A 15,432-nucleotide genomic window follows, 5' to 3' on the forward strand; every position below is an offset into this window, starting at 1 on the left:
AGGCCCCCGCCGGCTTCACCGGCGGGGGCCTTGTCGTTCCTGTTCTCTACGCCTGACGGATCGCCGAGATGTCGAACTCCAGCGTCACCTTCTCCGAGACCAGGACCCCGCCGGTCTCCAGGGCGGCGTTGAAGTTGATGCCCCAGTCCTTGCGGTTGATCACGGTCTTGCCCTCGAAGCCCGCGCGGTTGTTGCCGTACGGGTCGACCGACGCGCCGGTGAACTCGAAGTCGATGGTGACCGGCTTGGTCACGTCCTTGATGGTCAGGTCGCCGGTCAGCTTGTAGTTCTCGTCGTCGACCTTCTCGACGCCCGTCGAGGCGAAGGTGATCGTCGGGTAGGTCGGCGCGTCGAAGAAGTCGTTGGTGCGCAGGTGGCCGTCGCGCTGCTCGTTGCTGGTGTCGACGCTGGCGACCTGGACGGTCACGGTCGCGTTGGACTTCTCGGGGTTGTCGAAGTCGAGGAAGCCGGTGCCCTCGTACTCCTTGAACTGCCCGCGGACCTTGGTGACCATCGCGTGGCGCGCGCTGAAGCCGAGGCGGCTGTGCGACCCGTCGAGGACGTAGGTTCCGGTCAGGGCGGGGTCGAGAACGGTGCTGCTCATTGTTTGACTCCTCGTTGCATGTTGTTGATGTATCAGCAAATATAGCGAAGGAAGGCTGACGTGTCAACAACAGGGTAAGATCGAGTCATGAGCGACCCCCGATGGCTCGACGAGAGGGAATCACGTGCGTGGCGCGGGTATCAAAACCTGCGCCGCGACCTCGACAGCACCCTCGAACGCCGCCTCTCCCGCGACTCCGGCCTGTCCGCCGCCGACTACCAACTCCTCGTCGTCCTCTCCGAGACCGAGGGCCAGCGCCTGCGCGCCCGCGAACTGCGCAACGAGGTCCGCTGGGACCGCAGCCGCCTCGCCCACCAGGTCCGGCGCATGGAGCAGCGCGGCCTGCTGCTGCGCACCGAGTGCGAGACCGATGCCCGCGGCACCATGGTCGAGCTCACCCCGGAGGGCCGCCGCGCGATCGAGGAGGCCGCGCCCCCGCACGTCGAGGCCGTCCGCAACTACTTCATCGACCTCCTCACCCCCGAGGAGCTCGACGTCTTGACCTCCATCGCCGAGCGCGTGCGCGCCAAGGTCGGCGACGAGGGCTGTGACGAGTGAGACGCCTCTCACGTCCCTGAACGGATCGCGCCCCCGACGCCCGTACCCCGGCCGCGTCCGGCCTCACCTCACAGCGGCGACGCCGTGAAGATCCGCCGGATGCGGTCGAGCGCGACGTCCCCGTCGGGCTCCGAAGCCGGCCACGGCTTCGTGGTCCGCCCGCGCGCCAGCCTCTCCAGCAACCCGTGCTGCTCGATCACCCCGCGCGCGGCGTCCAGCACCGCGAAAGCCTGCTGGGCCTCCCGACCCTGCCGGTGCGCGGCGGTGATCCGCTCGGCGACGGTCGCGGCCTCGTCGACCGGCCAGGCCACGGCGTTCGACAGGTGGCAGTAGAGCCGGTCGAAGGCATCGGTGTCGACGCCGACCGCCGCGTCGTCGGCGAGGATCGCCACTCCCGCGACGGTCGTGACCGCGTCGGCCGAGGCCAGTTCGGGACCGCTCAGCGGGCGTTCGCGCAGCAGCCCGACGACGCGTTCGGCGTTGTCGAGGATCCAGCTCGCCTTCTCGTACCAGCCGGGCTCACCGGTCTCCGTCTCGGCGGCCGGCACCGCCCGCAGGGCCTCCAGCGCGTCGAGCCAGGCGGCGGCGTGCGCGCCGGTGACGCCGATCGCGGCGAGGAACGCGGCGACCGCCGCCGCCGGCGGCCAGGTGCGCCTGCCGGGCTCGCACAGGTCGGCGAGCGTGCTCACCGGCACGGGTTTGGGCGCGCGGCCGCCGGTGTGCTCGGCGGTGCGCCGGGAAATCTCGCGCAGGCTGAGGTCGGAGGCGAGCCGAAGGTGCCGCATCGCGCGGGCGAAGTCCTGCGGTGAGGCGACCGAGGCGGGCGTCGGGTTGCGCGACCGGACCAGCGCGGTCACCTGTTTGAGCAGCTGGAGGGCCATGTCGTCGTCGACGGACGGCTCGCCGGGCTGGTCGGGCTGCCGCTCGTCGAGGGCGGCCTTCGTGCGCCGGTGGCGCTCCCGCCAGTCCCGGACGCCGGTCTCGTCGACGTCGCAGGCCCGAAGGTAGGCGCGGGTGGCCTCCCAGCTGGGCAGCGTGTGCCCGGAGGCGGCGCGGCACAGAACGCTGTGGGAGTAGCGCACGGCCTCGCCCATGTCGCGGTAGGTCGGCGACCCTGCGCGGCTTCGCAGCTCGCGCAGGTCGCGGGCGAAGGCCGCGAGCGGCCCGCCGGTGGTGATGACTCGTTCCCTGCGGGGCATCGGCTCAGCCGGTGACCGGGACGGGGCGGGATACGGGCATGGGTGTCCCCTTCGGGCGCTGTCCGCCGGCGGCGGAGCTTGGTGGGGACGGCCCGGTTCGGGCGCGTCCCCTCGGCGTGGGTCGTCTCACCCGGCGGCCGTGAGCGGCTCCGCGGTCGCATCCGCGGGGACCGGGCTCACCGGGTCCCGCAATCGTCGCCCGGCCGACCGTCCCTTGTCGACCGACGGTTGGTGCCGATCAATCGGCCCGGTGCGAATTCCCCCGCCTCCGGCGTGCACCAAAGCACGGTTGGTGCCGCACCAACGATTCCGGCGCAGGTCACCGCCGCCGATGGTCGCGTTTCGTCCGGCCGTCTGGTGCCCCGTGGCGCTTGGCTCCATGCTGGGAGCACCGGCGCCGAACCGCTTTCGGCGCCGACGGGATCGGCCCTCGTTGGCGTGGGTGAGTCTCGGCGGGGCCTCCCGTCGCATCGGGAGGCCTCCGCTCACGACGCGCGCAACCGTCGCCGCGCCAGCCACAACCGGTGCGAGAACAGACCCGCGTAGACCGCGAGGACCCCGGCCAGGATGAGCACGCCGTCGCCGGCTCCGTCGCGGAGCAGGATGTCGGCGATCACCCCGACGAGCGCCGCCGCGACGATCAGCGACACGTGGTTGGAGGCCCAGAACACGATCGGGGTCATCTTCTCGGCGATCACCTCGCGCATGTCGCCGCGGCGCAGGCGCAGCACCAGCCACACCGACATCGGCGCGGTCGCGGCCATCGGAAGCCAGACCAGCCAAGGGATCCAGCCCGACATCGCGAAGCCGGTCAGCAGCGCGTACGCCAGCACCTGCGCGGCGCCGATCACCAGGACGGCCCGATCGTGGCCGATCATCACCGGGATCGTGCGCTTGCCGACCGAGGCGTCGGAGACCCGGTCGCCGAGATTCATGATCATCATCCGCACGGTCTGCAGGATCGCCGTGGGAGCGAGGATCGCCACCAGCGGCCACGGCACCGTCCCGGCCTGCAGGATCACCGCGACCGCCGGCCACAGTCCATTGAGGATCGCCGCGACGGTGACCTCACCGAGGCCCCGGTAGTTGAAGCGCAGCGGCGGCGCGGTGTAGAACCACGCCAGCGCCAGCGTCACCGCGCCCAGGACGCGCGACTGCCAGGTCGGCATCATCACGACCAGCCCGAGACCGGCCGTCCACAGCACGAACGACGCCGCCAGCGAGGTCTCGGGCTTGACGAGCCCGTCGACCAGCGCGCGGCTCCCGCCGGTCCACGGCGTGAAGTACACGTTCGCCCGGTCGGCCTCCAGGTCGAAGTACTCGTTGCAGTAGTGGGTCATGACGTGCACGACCCAGGCGAAGACCTGCGCGAAGACGTACCAGCGCAGGTCGAGCGGGTATCCCAGGTGGACGGCGACGGAAGCGCCGAGCCCCACCGGGAGAACGTTGTAGAGCAGGAACTTGAAGCGGGCCAGGCGCAGGAAACCCTTTAAGCGCTCACCGGATGACACGGTCATGACGTCGACCACGACTACCCCCGTACGTCGGTTTGTCCAGTCCTCACCGTAGGCAATGCCCGCCGGTGAGCGAAGAGCCGCGCGCCGTGACGCTGGACACTTTGCCTCCAATGTGGAGCAACACGGCGTGGGGGATCATGGACGGATGCCGGAGCGAAACGCGCACGACCTCGTCGTCATCCTGTGGGACGTCGACCGGACCCTCGTCGACACCGCCGGCTTCGGCCGCGAGGTCTTCGCCGACGCGTTCCTCGCGCTGCACGGCAGGCCGATGGGCGCCTTCGTCGACACCGCCGGCCGCACCGACCTCGCGATCCTCGCCGAGACGCTCACCCTCAACGACGTGGCCCACACCGGCCCCTACCTCGCCTACTTCGAGGCCATCACCGCCGCCGCCCAGGCCCGCGCCGCCCTCGTCGCCGAGACCGGCCGGGCCCTGCCCGGCGCCGCCGAGACGATCGCGGCACTGGCCGCACCCGACGTCGTCCAGACCGTCGTCACCGGCAACCTCCGCGCCATCGCCCACCTCAAGCTCGCCGCCTTCGGACTGCACGAGCGCCTCGACTTCGAAGTCGGCGGCTACGGCGACGACCACCACGACCGCGCCGAACTCGTCCGCCTCGCCCACCGGCGGATCCAGGCCGAGTACCGCACCACCGTGGCGCCCCACCGCCTCATCGTCATCGGCGACACCGTCCACGACGTCAAAGGGGCCCTCGACACCGGCGCCCTCGCCGTCGGGGTCGCCACCGGCGGCACGACCGCCGACGACCTCCGCCGCGCCGGCGCGCACATCGTCGTCGACGACCTCACCGACCCGGCCGGACTGCGGGCGGCGATCCGGGAGAAGGTCGACGGTCCCCGCACCGCCTGAGCGGCCACCCCCACGTCCCCGGCCCGATCCACTACCCTGTGCCCCGTCGCCTACCCACGGAGCCTTCGATGTGGACACCAGCTCGCCGCGCACTCGCCTTCACGGTCACGGCGCTCGCCTGCCTCACCGCCGCGACGCTCGCCGAACCCGCTCCCGCACAGGCCGCCTCGGTGACCGTCCACATGAGCCCGTCGGGCAGCGACTCCGCCGACGGCGGCTCGGCCACCCCGGTGAAATCCCTCAAGCGAGTTAAGGCGCTGCTAACCGCAAGCAGTGCCACGACCGCCACGATCGTCGTTCGCGCGGGCACCTACTACGAGACCGCGACCGTCGCCTGGAACGGCGTCCCGCAGGACCTGCTCTCGTTTCGCCGCGAGGGAACCCAGCGCCCCGTCTTCGACGGCAGCCGCGTCACCGGCACCACCCGGTACTGGATGAACTCCGCCGGCGGCCCGCGCCTGGACGTGCGCGAACTGACCGTCCGCAACTACCGCACGGGCGCCCTGCGCCTCGACACCGACGGCAACACCGTCCGCAACATGATCTTCGAGCGCATCGGCAACAAGTACGTCCCCGACGGCCCCGGCTACGCCGCGGTGCACCTGCTCGGCTCCTCGGGCAACGCGATCGTCAACAACATCATGCGAAACCTTGAGAACACCGACTGCCCCGGCTGCGTCCACGGCGTCTACGCCGCCAACGAGAGCAGCCGCAACCTGTTGCAGGGCAACACCTTCAGCAAAGTCACCGGCGACCCGGTCCGGCTGCGCAACGGCACCGACGACAACATCGTCGAGGCCAACACCTTCACGACCTCGGGCCTGCCCGGAACCGACCGCGCCCTGATCACCTTCTGGCGCTTCACCGCCGACGAGGTCTGCGGCACCGGCAACAGGGCCGACGGCAACACCTACGACGGCCGCTTCCACACCGGCGCCGCCGGCCAGCGCGTCATCGGCTCGGGAGCCGAGGACGGCCTCGCCCGCTGCGCCACCGCGCTCACCGGCAGCGGAAACGTTCTGGGATAACCGATTCAGCGACCGGCCGACGCGCGCAGGAAGTCGGCGTTGAGCCGGCCGATCGTGGTCAGCGGGATGCCCTTGGGGCACACCGCGGTGCACTCGCCGGTGTTGGTGCAGCCGCCGAAGTCGGCGTCGTCGTGTGCCGCGACCATGTCCAGCACGCGCTCCCGGCGCTCCGGCTGGCCCTGGGGGAGCAGCCCCAGGTGGGTGATCTTCGCGGCGGTGAACAGCATCCCCGAGCCGTTGGGGCAGGCCGCGACGCAGGCGCCGCAACCGATGCAGGTCGCCGCCTCGAAGGCGTCGTCGGCGTCGGCCTTCGGCACCGGCGTGGCGTGCGCGTCGGGGGCGCTGCCGGTCGGCGCGGAGATGTAGCCGCCGGCCTGGATGATCCGGTCGAAGGCCGAACGGTCCACGACCAGGTCCTTGACGACCGGGAACGCCCGCGCCCGCCACGGCTCGATGTCGATGGTGTCGTTGTCCTTGAAGTGCCGCATGTGCAGCTGGCAGGTCGTGGTGGCCCGCTCCGGTCCGTGCGCGACACCGTTGATCACCAGACCGCACATGCCGCAGATGCCCTCGCGGCAGTCGTGGTCGAAGGCCACCGGCTCGTCACCGGCGAGGGTCAGCTCCTCGTTGAGCACGTCGAGCATCTCCAGGAACGACATGTCCGGTGACACGTCCTCCACCCGGTACTTCACCATCCGGCCTTTTTCCTCGGGGCCGGTCTGGCGCCAGATGCGCAAGGTCAGGTTCACTTGTAGCTCCGCTGGCTCAGGTGGACGTACTCGAAGTTCAGGTCTTCCTTGTGCAGCACCGGCGGTTCGTCCCCGCCGGTCCACTCCCAGGCCGCGACGTAGGTGAAGTTCTCGTCGTCGCGCAGCGCCTCCCCTTCGGGAGTCTGGCTCTCGGCGCGGAAGTGCCCCCCGCAGGATTCGGTGCGGTGCAGCGCGTCGACGCACATCAGCTCGGCGAGCTCGAAGAAGTCGGCGACGCGGCCGGCCTTCTCCAGCGCCTGGTTGAGCGAGTCGGCCGAGCCGGGCACCTTGACGCGGCGCCAGAACTCCTCGCGCAGCCCGCCGATCAGCTCGATCGCCTTGCGCAGCCCCTCGTCGCTGCGCTCCATGCCGCAGTACTCCCACATGATGCGGCCGAGCTCGCGGTGGAAGGAGTCGACGGTGCGGTCGCCGTCGACGGCCAGCAGCCTCGTGATCTGGTCGTCGACGGCCGCGCGCGCCTCGACGGCGGCGGGGTGCTCGGCGTCGACGGGCGCGAAGGTCTCGGTCGCGAGGTAGTTGTTGATCGTGTTCGGCAGCACGAAGTACCCGTCGGCCAGGCCCTGCATGAGGGCCGACGCGCCGAGCCGGTTGGCGCCGTGGTCGGAGAAGTTGGCCTCGCCGATCACGAACAGGCCGGGGACGGTCGACTGGAGGTCGTAGTCGACCCACAGGCCGCCCATCGTGTAGTGCACGGCGGGGTAGATGCGCATGGGGACCTCGTTGGGGTCCTCGCCGGTGATGCGCTCGTACATCTCGAAGAGGTTGCCGTACTTGGCCTCCACCGCGGCCTGGCCCAGACGCGAGATGGCGTCGGCGAAGTCGAGGTACACGCCCAGCCCGCCCGGGCCGACGCCGCGGCCCTCGTCGCAGACGTTCTTCGCCGCGCGCGAGGCGATGTCGCGGGGGACCAGGTTGCCGAAGGCCGGGTAGATGCGCTCCAGGTAGTAGTCGCGCTCATCCTCGGGGATCTCGGCGGCCGGCCGCGGATCGCCCTTCTGCTTGGGAACCCAGACCCGGCCGTCGTTGCGCAGCGACTCCGACATCAGGGTCAGCTTCGACTGGTGCTCACCGGCCTGCGGGATGCACGTCGGGTGGATCTGCGTGAAGCACGGGTTGGCGAACAGCGCGCCCTTGCGGTGCGCCCGCCAGGTCGCCGTGACGTTGCAGCCCTTGGCATTGGTGGACAGGAAGTACACGTTGCCGTAGCCGCCCGAGGCGAGCACGACGGCGTCGGCGAAGTCGGTGGTGATCTCGCCGGTGACCAGGTCGCGCACGACGATGCCGCGCGCCTTGCCGTCGACGACGATCAGGTCGAGCATCTCGTGCCGGGAGTGCATCTCCACGGTCCCGGCCGAGACCTGGCGCTCCAGGGCCTGGTAGGCGCCCAGAAGAAGCTGCTGGCCCGTCTGGCCGCGGGCGTAGAAGGTCCGCGAGACCTGAGCGCCGCCGAAGGAACGGTTGTCGAGGAGACCGCCGTACTCGCGGGCGAAGGGCACGCCCTGCGCGACGCACTGGTCGATGATCTCCACCGACACCTGCGCCAGCCTGTGCACATTGGACTCGCGCGAGCGGAAGTCGCCGCCCTTGACGGTGTCGTAGAACAGCCGCTGCACGGAGTCGCCGTCGTTGCGGTAGTTCTTCGCCGCGTTGATGCCGCCCTGCGCGGCGATCGAGTGCGCCCGGCGCGGACTGTCCTGGTAGCAGTAGGACTTCACGTGGTACCCGGCCTCGCCGAGCGTCGCGGCGGCCGCCCCGCCCGCCAGGCCGGTGCCCACGACGATGATCGTGCGCTTGCGCCGGTTGGCGGGGTTGACCAGCTTGCCCTCGAAACGGTGGCGGTCCCAGCGGGTCTCGATCGGCCCGCTCGGCGCCTTGGTGTCGGCGACCGGGTCGCCCTCTACGAACAGAGTCACGTGATCAGTCCCGTCGTGACGGCAAGTGGAACGGTCAGGAATCCCGCGCACAGCACCACCGCCGCGCCGAGCGCCACGAAACGGGCGCGGCGCTCGCCTGCCGGTGTGCGCTGCCCGAGGGAGCGCATGGCGCTGAAGATGCCGTGGCGCAGGTGGAACCCGAGGGCCAGGACGGCCAGGACGTAGAAGGCCGTGACGTACCAGCGCTCGGGCGCGAAGTCGGCGACCACGTTGGCGTAGGGGGTGGAGCCGTCGCCGACCGGGTTGAGATGACCGGTGGTCAGGTCGAGGATGTGGTAGACGACGAACAGCACGATGATCACGCCGCCCCAGCGCATCGTGCGGGCGGCGTAGCTGCCCTGGACGCGGTTGCGGTGGGCGTACTTGACCGGTCGCGCGGCGCGGGCCCGCAGCGCCAGGGCCGTCGCCGACCAGATGTGTCCGAGCACGGCGGCCAGGAGCACCACGCGCTGGATCCAGAGGTAGACCGTCTCGGGGAGGACCGGCGCGCCGATGGTGCGCAGCCAGTGGGCGTAGTGGTCGAAGGACAGCCCGCCGGCGAAGACCTTGAGGTTGCCGAGCATGTGGAGGAAGAGGAAGAGGATCAGCATGACGCCGGTGACGGCCATGACGACCTTCTTGCCGACCGTCGTGCCGACCATGTGGCGCCGGGTAGCCAGATCCATAGGGCTGAGACTAGGAAGAGTGGATCTATTCGTCCAATGCATGACGATGTAGGAGTCGATAGCAATAGGCTATGGAGGTGCAGATCCAACACCTCCGATACTTCGCAGCGGTGGCCGAACACCGACATTTCACCCGAGCGGCGGCCAGTCTCGGTGTGGCGCAGCCGACACTGAGTAGGCAAGTTCACACCCTGGAGACCGACCTGGGGGCCGAGCTGTTCCATCGCGAACACGGAACGGTGACGCTCACGCCCGCCGGGGAGGTGCTGCTGCCCATCGCCCGCCGGATCCTCGCCGACGCCGACACCGCCCGCCGTGAGGTCAACGAGCTCGTCGGCCTGCGCCGGGGGCGCGTGCGGCTGGGCGCCACCCCCAGCCTCGCCGCCGCGCTCGTGCCGCCCGTCCTGCGACGTTTCCGGGCCGCCTACCCCGGCATCGAGCTGCATATCGAGCAGAGCGGATCCCACGACCTCGTCCGCCACCTCACCGGCGGCGAACTCGACCTCGCCCTCATCATCGTCCCCGAGCAGGGCACCGACCCCGCCGTCCAGGCCGAGACGATCCTGCGCGAAAGCCTCGTGGTCGTCTCCGCCCGCGACGAGCCCTTCACCGCGCCCGTGCACATCGCCGACCTCCGTGACCGCCCCCTGGTGATGTTCAGGGCCGGCTACGACCTCCGCGACGCCACCCTCGACGCCTGCCACCGCGCCGGTTTCGAGCCGAACTTCGTCGTCGAAGGCGGCGAGATGGACACCGTGCTGGGCTTCGTCGAAGCCGAGCTGGGCATCGCGCTCGTGCCGGGCATGGTCCTCACCGGCCGCCCCCGCCTGCGCGCCACACCCCTCGCCCCGCCCGGCATCCGGCGGACCGTCGCGCTGGCCCACCGCCGCGAGTCGCCGCTGAGCCACGCCGCCGCCGCGCTGCGCGAAACGCTGCTGGGGCATGTCGCGGAGGCGGAGCTGCCGGCGGGCGTCGACCGCGACCCGGGGGTGGCGGGAGCGCGCTGACCCCTGCGGAGCCTCCTCCCTCCACAGTGGAGAAATCGAGGCCACGGAGGCCCGGCCCGTCCCGCTCGACCGCCACCCTTTTCGGCCGAAACGCCCGGCTCCGCCGCCCCGATCGAGCAGGATGGGAAGCCATGGAGACCATGATCTTCCCGAACCTGCCCGTCAAGGACCTCGACGCCGCCAAGGCCTTCTACCAGGCTCTCGGCTACTCGATCAACCCGAACTTCACCGACGAGAACGCCTCGGCCGTGGTCATCTCCGACACCATCGTCGTGATGCTGCTGCGCGAGGAGTTCTTCCGGACCTTCACCACCCGCGCCATCGCCGACACCTCCACGACCGTGGAGATCCTCAACGGCCTCGGTGTCGCGAGCCGGGACGAGGTCGACCGCCTCGCCGAAGCAGCCGCGGCGGCCGGAGGCCGCGCCACCCGCGAGCCGCAGGACCAGGGCTTCATGTACTCGCGGACCTTCGCCGACCTCGACGGCCACGAGTGGAGCGTGCTGTGGATGGACCCGTCGGCCGCGCAGTGAGGCCGGTGCCGCGGAGCTAGAGTCTCGACGATGCGGCTGCTGTTCGGTTCACGCTCGTCGGACTCACCGTGGATCGACGCGGTGTGGACGTGCGCGAGCGACCGGGTCACCGAGATGACCTCGGTCGCCTCGCCGACCTGGGGCCTGGTGTTCTGGGCGCAGCGGGGCGAGTACTTCGCCGCCGTCACCGGTCCCGAGAGCCGCTGCGGCAACGCCCCTGTGCCCGAGGGCGCGAGCTTCGTGGGCATCCAGTTCGCCGTCGGCACCTCGCTGCGGGCCGTCGCCGCGCCGAGTCTCGTCGACGGCGGGATCCTGCTGCCCGACGTCACCGGCCGCGGCTTCCGGCTCGACGGCGGCCGCTGGGAGACGCCCGGCCCCGACGACGCCGAAGCGCTCGTCGGGAGGCTCGTCCGCGACGGCACCGTGCTCCGCGACCCGCTGGTCACCGAGCTTCTGCGAGGCGGCCGGCCACCGGGCACCGACCGCACCCTGGAGCGCCGCTTCCGGGCCTCGACCGGCCTCACCCAGGGCGCCGTCCGGCAGATCGGGCGCGCACGCGCGGCCGCGGCACGGCTGGCCTCGGGCGAGGCGGCGAGCGAGGTCGTCGGCGGGCTCGGGTTCTACGACGAGCCGCACCTGGCCCGCGCGCTGCGCAGATACGTCGGGCGCACCGCGCGGCAGCTCCAGGGGAGCGCCGGCGGCGCGATAGCACTCGATCTCACGGTTCAGCGCACCACGTCGTAGACGAGCTTGGCGACACCGTTGGAGTAGGCCGCCGAGTCGCGCAGACGCAGATTGCGCTTGTCGCGGTCCTGTCGGCTGAACAGACTCTTGCCGGCGCCGAGCAGGACGGGGAAGACCAGCAGGTTGTAGCGGTCGATGAGATCGGCGTCCGACAGGCTCCGGGCGAGTTCGGCGCTGCCGTGAATGAAGACGGCGCCGCCGTCGGTCCGCTTGAGCGCGGCGACGTCGGCGGCCGAGCGCAGGATCGTGGTCGGTCCCCAGCCCTCGGCGAGCGCGTCGTCGGCGAGCGTGCTGGACACGACGTACTTGGGCAGGTCCTTGTACGCGGCGTGGTCCTCGGAGTCGATCCACACCGGCGCGAAGGCCTCGTAGCTGCGCCGGCCGAACATCAGCGCCGTCGTGTCGGCGAGTTCCTCGCCTTTCAGGGAGTACGCCTCGGGCACGAACTCGGTCTCGAACACCCATCCGCCGCTGCGGTGGCCCTCGCTCACGCCGCCGGGGGAGTCCACCACACCGTCGAGCGACATGAAACCGGTGTAGACGAGTTCGCGCATCACACTGCTCCTCAAGAGAGGCGGCGTGGCCGCCGCCGACCGTCGTCGAGCGGCTCGGGCCGCCCCACCTTCAGATTATTGAGGAACGGGGCGATGGTCTTGGACGAAAACGACAGTCGGCGCGGCCGCCCGCCGAGCTGGATCACCCTTCCTTTCCCCTGGCAGGCGGCTTATGTTCGGATGAACCCGCTGGGAGTCCCGATGCCGGCCGATCACTCGAAGCCCGACGAAGCTCCGCTCGCCAAACGGGACCGGCTGCTGGCGGCCGGCCCGTTCAACGAGGCGCTCCGCGCCGCGGTGGCCGTGCGCGGCCTCGGCATCGAGCGCCTGTGCGCACGCCTGGCCGAATCCGGCACCCCGGTGAGCGTCGCGACGCTCAGCTACTGGCAGTCGGGACGCAGCAGGCCGGAGCGACGCTCGTCGATGGCCGCGCTTTCCGCCCTGGAGAAGGTCCTCGGCGTGCCCGCCGGTGCGCTCGCGGCGTTGCTGGGGCCACCCCGGCGCCGCACCGCGACGACCACGAGGCCCGCGTTCAGCGCCTACTGGCCGCAACCCGACGAGGTCGTCGGGCTGGTGGACACAGTGGACCTTCGCTGGGACGAGCGCCTGACCCGGATCAGCCAGCACGACCGGGTCAGCGTCGGACACGAGCGGGGCGAGCGCTCGATCCGTTCGCGGCAGGTGCTTCGCGCCGAGGCCGACGGCGCCGACCGCTGGATCGCGGTCGTCCACATCGACGATCACGCGCTGCCGCTCCCGGGGATCAGGCCGGTGCGGTACTGCCGGCTCGGTCGCGTCGTCGGGCGTCCGGGGAAGGGCCTGATCGCCGCCGAACTGCTCTTCGAACGACCGCTGCGGCGGGGGGAGACGGTGATCCTCGAACACGAGGTCGTCGGCGCGGCGCCGTATCCGCTGGCGACCAACTACGAGCGCAAGTTCCGGCTGCCGGTGCGCGAGTTCACGCTCGAACTGTGCTTCGACCCGTCGATGCTGCCGCCCCGGCTGTGGCGTTTCGCGCAGGCGGGGGACCTCCCCGAGCAGGTCGAGGAGGTCCCGATGGGGTCGGGCGGCAGCGCGCACGCCGTCACCTTGAACTTCGGTCCCGGTCGCTACGGCTTCCGCTGGGACTGGGCGGGTTGAGGGAGCGTCAGCAGGATCCGCGCGCGCTCCAGTGGCCCCAGTCCCAGCGGCTGCCGGGCTGGACGCCGTAGGAGCTGTTCGTCGCGAGCCATTCCCTGCCGTTGAAGGAGACCAGGTCGCCGGCCCGGTACCACGTCCACTGGTTCCACGCCGCCGCCTCGCATCCGGGCGGATCCTCGCCGAGGACCGTCAGGCTGAGCACCGCGCTCTTGTCGACGGCGGTTCCGTCGCCCGTCACGGTGATCGAGGAGGTCCCGGCCGCCGCGCCGGCGGCGACGGTCAGCGTCAGCGTCGAACTGCCGCCGGCGGTCACCGACGCCGGCGCGAACACCGCGCCGACGCCGCCGGGAAGCCCCGTCGCCTTAAGTGCCACCGTTTGCGTGGCCCCGTTGGTCACCTGCGTGTTGACCGTGACGGTCGCCGAAGTACCCGGCGCCACGCTCACCGAAGTCGGTGAGAGCGCGAGGCTGAAGTCGTCGTCCACCGGCGGAGCGTCCTCCGTGTAGAGCGTCAGGTTCCACTTCCCGAGTGCCTCGCGCACCGGCTGGAAGATCGACTCGTCGCCGGGGCCCGGGTTGGAGACGCACTGCGATGGTCCGCCCGAATGCAGTCCCACCGCCAGATCCCCGGCGAGCCACGCACCCCCGGAGTCACCACCGCGCGAACAAGCGGTGCTCGTCGCCAGCCCTTCGATCACCACACTGCCGTAGTCGATCGTCTGGTTCACCCGCCGCACGGTCCCGCACTGCCACTTGGACGTGTTGCCCGAGTGGCACACAGCCTGCCCGACGACCGGATCCGTGGAACCGGTGACAGCCACAGCCCCGCCGCCCCACGTGTTGACGTCCGCCGACAGCGTCCAGCCAGCCTCGGTGACCGCGACGACGCCCATGTCGCCCTCACGCGCGTTGACGCTGCGCCCACCGCCCACATTGGACGTACCGATGCGGTTCGACTGGCCGCTCTGCCCGTACGCCGCCTGATTGACGTCGTTCGTGCAATGCCCGGCCGTCAGCACGTGCAGACCACCTGACGAGTCGGTCGCACCGAACCCCATCGAGCAGTTCGACTCACCGCCCGGCCACCACGGATCCCCCGGATTGGCCTCGCCGGCCTGCTGCCGAGGAGACGACGACGTCTCCACCACCGCGACACCATCACCCAGAGCGGCCAGCGCCCCCACAAAATCCCTGGCAGAACCGTTGGCCGCCACCACGTTCACGTACACGACCACCCGATTCGACGCCGGATCCACCCCCCAGCTGTCGATCCCCACCGCCCCATCGGGAATGAGGTCTTCGACCTGCTCCCGCAGTCGAGCGAGCTCCCCCCGATACCGCGAGACCAGGACACCCCGCACACCCACATCACGGGCTAGGCCGACCGCGTCGGCAGAAGTAACGGCGACAACTGCCTCGCCGGTCACCTCGTCGAGCCACCGCCCCACGACCTCGTCGCCAAGACGGTCGGGCAAGGACCTCAACTGCCCAAGCGATGCCGCCTGCCGATCGAGAAGTTCACGTGCGTCGCCCACCGACATGCCGTAGGCGTCGGCAAGCCCTTCGGCGACAGGATCGGACACCGGAGGATCGGCCGCCGCCGCCGCCGCCGCGGCGGTCGTCGACGGAATGGATAACGCCCCGGCGAGAAGAACGCCGCAGACGATGGTTCTGAAGATGCGCATGACGCTTCCTTTCTGAGTCGGACGCCATGATCCTAGAAAGCACAAAGCCCACGGAGAACCCGCTGACGTGCCTTAACACTTAACTTGGCCGCAGAACCGGGATCCGACCGCACCGCTCAAAGCGCCAATCTTGCGCCGTTCACCAAGAATCTTGAGCCGACCTTGCCCCAACCTTGAACGCCCCCGGCCAACGCCATTTCAACTGGTAGCGTCCCCGCCATGCCGACCCCCATTCGCGTGATCCTGCACGTATTCCAGGGAATCTTCCTACTCGCCACCGTCATCTGCCTCCTGGCGGTATTGACCGAACTACTCGGCTCCGACGGCTCCTACACCTGGAGCGCCGACGACGAACTCTCGACGATCGTCGCCACCCTCTTCGGCCTCCTGAGCATCGCCTTCTCCCCAAGGCTCTGGTCAGTCGAACCACGCGCCAAGGCCGCCGCCCCGACCTACCCGCAGCACCCCACCGCCGGCTACGACCCTCAGCGCCCGCCCACGCAGAGCGGGCCGTACGGCGGATGAGTCCAGCGCTTGGATACAGCACCCATCGCCGATCGCCGTGAGCCGTGGATCGTCTGTGACGACCTGGCTCTAGACCCTGGAAGGGAAGACGGGATC

At 70.5% G+C, this 15,432-nt stretch carries 16 protein-coding genes; 8 read left to right on the top strand and 8 right to left on the bottom strand.

Annotated elements, in window-relative coordinates:
* Positions 1-46: 46 nt before the first annotated feature.
* Positions 47-604, bottom strand: coding sequence for a YceI family protein (locus AB0I28_RS09475; protein ID WP_357491370.1), 558 nt, complete (start codon positions 602-604; stop codon positions 47-49).
* Positions 605-691: 87 nt separating this feature from the next.
* Here AB0I28_RS09475 and AB0I28_RS09480 point away from each other — a divergent pair, with 87 nt between their 5' ends.
* Positions 692-1,162 (top strand): MarR family winged helix-turn-helix transcriptional regulator, encoded by a 471-nt coding sequence (locus tag AB0I28_RS09480; protein WP_357491372.1) that lies wholly within the window; start codon positions 692-694, stop codon positions 1,160-1,162.
* 68 nt (positions 1,163-1,230) lie between these two features.
* On the opposite strand, the gene AB0I28_RS09485 is transcribed toward AB0I28_RS09480, so the two are convergent.
* Together AB0I28_RS09485 and AB0I28_RS09490 are read right to left on the bottom strand one after the other, a co-directional pair.
* A complete protein-coding gene (locus AB0I28_RS09485; protein WP_357491375.1) occupies positions 1,231-2,361 on the bottom strand; it encodes a helix-turn-helix transcriptional regulator in 1,131 nt (376 codons plus the stop codon).
* 485 nt (positions 2,362-2,846) lie between these two features.
* Positions 2,847-3,878: a prenyltransferase gene (locus AB0I28_RS09490; protein WP_357491378.1), complete on the bottom strand. Its 1,032-nt coding sequence runs from the start codon at positions 3,876-3,878 to the stop codon at positions 2,847-2,849.
* Between the two features lie 145 nt (positions 3,879-4,023).
* Here AB0I28_RS09490 and AB0I28_RS09495 point away from each other — a divergent pair, with 145 nt between their 5' ends.
* Both AB0I28_RS09495 and AB0I28_RS09500 read left to right on the top strand, forming a co-directional pair.
* Complete coding sequence (locus AB0I28_RS09495; protein WP_357491380.1) at positions 4,024-4,752, top strand: haloacid dehalogenase-like hydrolase; 729 nt, start codon at positions 4,024-4,026, stop codon at positions 4,750-4,752.
* A 68-nt stretch (positions 4,753-4,820) separates the two neighbouring features.
* Positions 4,821-5,780, top strand: a complete 960-nt coding sequence (locus AB0I28_RS09500) for a right-handed parallel beta-helix repeat-containing protein (RefSeq protein ID WP_357491382.1) — start codon at positions 4,821-4,823, stop codon at positions 5,778-5,780.
* 5 nt (positions 5,781-5,785) lie between these two features.
* Here the strand turns inward: AB0I28_RS09500 and AB0I28_RS09505 are convergent, their stop codons facing one another.
* The 3 genes from AB0I28_RS09505 to AB0I28_RS09515 are packed head-to-tail and all read right to left on the bottom strand — an operon-like array spanning position 5,786 to position 9,149.
* On the bottom strand, positions 5,786-6,529 hold the full coding sequence (locus AB0I28_RS09505) for a succinate dehydrogenase/fumarate reductase iron-sulfur subunit (RefSeq protein WP_357491384.1): 744 nt from the start codon (positions 6,527-6,529) through the stop codon (positions 5,786-5,788).
* Positions 6,526-8,463, bottom strand: a complete 1,938-nt coding sequence (locus AB0I28_RS09510; protein ID WP_357491386.1) for a fumarate reductase/succinate dehydrogenase flavoprotein subunit — start codon at positions 8,461-8,463, stop codon at positions 6,526-6,528. Before AB0I28_RS09510 ends, AB0I28_RS09505 begins: the two co-directional genes overlap by 4 nt.
* The gene (locus tag AB0I28_RS09515) at positions 8,460-9,149 is read right to left on the bottom strand and encodes a succinate dehydrogenase cytochrome b subunit (RefSeq protein WP_357491388.1); all 690 of its coding nucleotides are present in this window, start codon (positions 9,147-9,149) and stop codon (positions 8,460-8,462) included. The genes AB0I28_RS09510 and AB0I28_RS09515 overlap by 4 nt, the downstream gene beginning before the upstream one ends.
* A gap of 71 nt (positions 9,150-9,220) precedes the next feature.
* Between AB0I28_RS09515 and AB0I28_RS09520 the strand changes: the two genes are divergently transcribed.
* The 3 genes from AB0I28_RS09520 (at position 9,221) to AB0I28_RS09530 (ending at position 11,433) form a co-directional block, all read left to right on the top strand.
* Entirely contained in the window at positions 9,221-10,156 is a 936-nt protein-coding gene (locus AB0I28_RS09520) for a LysR substrate-binding domain-containing protein (protein WP_357491390.1), read from the top strand.
* A gap of 131 nt (positions 10,157-10,287) precedes the next feature.
* Complete coding sequence (locus AB0I28_RS09525) at positions 10,288-10,689, top strand: VOC family protein (RefSeq protein WP_357491391.1); 402 nt, start codon at positions 10,288-10,290, stop codon at positions 10,687-10,689.
* A gap of 30 nt (positions 10,690-10,719) precedes the next feature.
* Complete coding sequence (locus AB0I28_RS09530; RefSeq protein ID WP_357491393.1) at positions 10,720-11,433, top strand: helix-turn-helix domain-containing protein; 714 nt, start codon at positions 10,720-10,722, stop codon at positions 11,431-11,433.
* Here the strand turns inward: AB0I28_RS09530 and AB0I28_RS09535 are convergent.
* Positions 11,415-11,987: a dihydrofolate reductase family protein gene (locus AB0I28_RS09535; RefSeq protein ID WP_357491395.1), complete on the bottom strand. Its 573-nt coding sequence runs from the start codon at positions 11,985-11,987 to the stop codon at positions 11,415-11,417. The genes AB0I28_RS09530 and AB0I28_RS09535 overlap by 19 nt on opposite strands.
* A gap of 201 nt (positions 11,988-12,188) precedes the next feature.
* Between AB0I28_RS09535 and AB0I28_RS09540 the strand changes: the two genes are divergently transcribed.
* Positions 12,189-13,127, top strand: a complete 939-nt coding sequence (locus tag AB0I28_RS09540; protein WP_357491397.1) for a hypothetical protein — start codon at positions 12,189-12,191, stop codon at positions 13,125-13,127.
* A 7-nt stretch (positions 13,128-13,134) separates the two neighbouring features.
* On the opposite strand, the gene AB0I28_RS09545 is transcribed toward AB0I28_RS09540, so the two are convergent.
* Positions 13,135-14,811, bottom strand: coding sequence for a S1 family peptidase (locus AB0I28_RS09545; RefSeq protein WP_357491399.1), 1,677 nt, complete (start codon positions 14,809-14,811; stop codon positions 13,135-13,137).
* A 219-nt stretch (positions 14,812-15,030) separates the two neighbouring features.
* On the opposite strand from AB0I28_RS09545, the gene AB0I28_RS09550 reads away from it, so the two are divergent.
* The gene (locus AB0I28_RS09550; RefSeq protein WP_357491401.1) at positions 15,031-15,336 is read left to right on the top strand and encodes a hypothetical protein; all 306 of its coding nucleotides are present in this window, start codon (positions 15,031-15,033) and stop codon (positions 15,334-15,336) included.
* The last annotated feature ends 96 nt before the right edge of the window (positions 15,337-15,432 follow it).

Origin of the sequence: Phytomonospora sp. NPDC050363 (assembly GCF_040655735.1) — a bacterium.
In the GTDB taxonomy this organism is placed as follows: Bacteria; Actinomycetota; Actinomycetes; order Mycobacteriales; family Micromonosporaceae; genus Phytomonospora.

Coding starts and splice junctions, on each gene's coding strand:
- AB0I28_RS09495 (WP_357491380.1), top strand. CDS start 4,024: ATGCCGGAGCGAAACGCGCACGACCTCGTCGTCATCCTGTGGGACGTC.
- AB0I28_RS09515 (WP_357491388.1), bottom strand. CDS start 9,149: ATGGATCTGGCTACCCGGCGCCACATGGTCGGCACGACGGTCGGCAAG.
- AB0I28_RS09525 (WP_357491391.1), top strand. CDS start 10,288: ATGGAGACCATGATCTTCCCGAACCTGCCCGTCAAGGACCTCGACGCC.
- AB0I28_RS09545 (WP_357491399.1), bottom strand. CDS start 14,811: ATGCGCATCTTCAGAACCATCGTCTGCGGCGTTCTTCTCGCCGGGGCG.
- AB0I28_RS09535 (WP_357491395.1), bottom strand. CDS start 11,987: ATGCGCGAACTCGTCTACACCGGTTTCATGTCGCTCGACGGTGTGGTG.
- AB0I28_RS09530 (WP_357491393.1), top strand. CDS start 10,720: ATGCGGCTGCTGTTCGGTTCACGCTCGTCGGACTCACCGTGGATCGAC.
- AB0I28_RS09475 (WP_357491370.1), bottom strand. CDS start 604: ATGAGCAGCACCGTTCTCGACCCCGCCCTGACCGGAACCTACGTCCTC.
- AB0I28_RS09485 (WP_357491375.1), bottom strand. CDS start 2,361: ATGCCCCGCAGGGAACGAGTCATCACCACCGGCGGGCCGCTCGCGGCC.
- AB0I28_RS09540 (WP_357491397.1), top strand. CDS start 12,189: ATGCCGGCCGATCACTCGAAGCCCGACGAAGCTCCGCTCGCCAAACGG.
- AB0I28_RS09480 (WP_357491372.1), top strand. CDS start 692: ATGAGCGACCCCCGATGGCTCGACGAGAGGGAATCACGTGCGTGGCGC.
- AB0I28_RS09490 (WP_357491378.1), bottom strand. CDS start 3,878: ATGACCGTGTCATCCGGTGAGCGCTTAAAGGGTTTCCTGCGCCTGGCC.
- AB0I28_RS09500 (WP_357491382.1), top strand. CDS start 4,821: ATGTGGACACCAGCTCGCCGCGCACTCGCCTTCACGGTCACGGCGCTC.
- AB0I28_RS09550 (WP_357491401.1), top strand. CDS start 15,031: ATGCCGACCCCCATTCGCGTGATCCTGCACGTATTCCAGGGAATCTTC.
- AB0I28_RS09520 (WP_357491390.1), top strand. CDS start 9,221: ATGGAGGTGCAGATCCAACACCTCCGATACTTCGCAGCGGTGGCCGAA.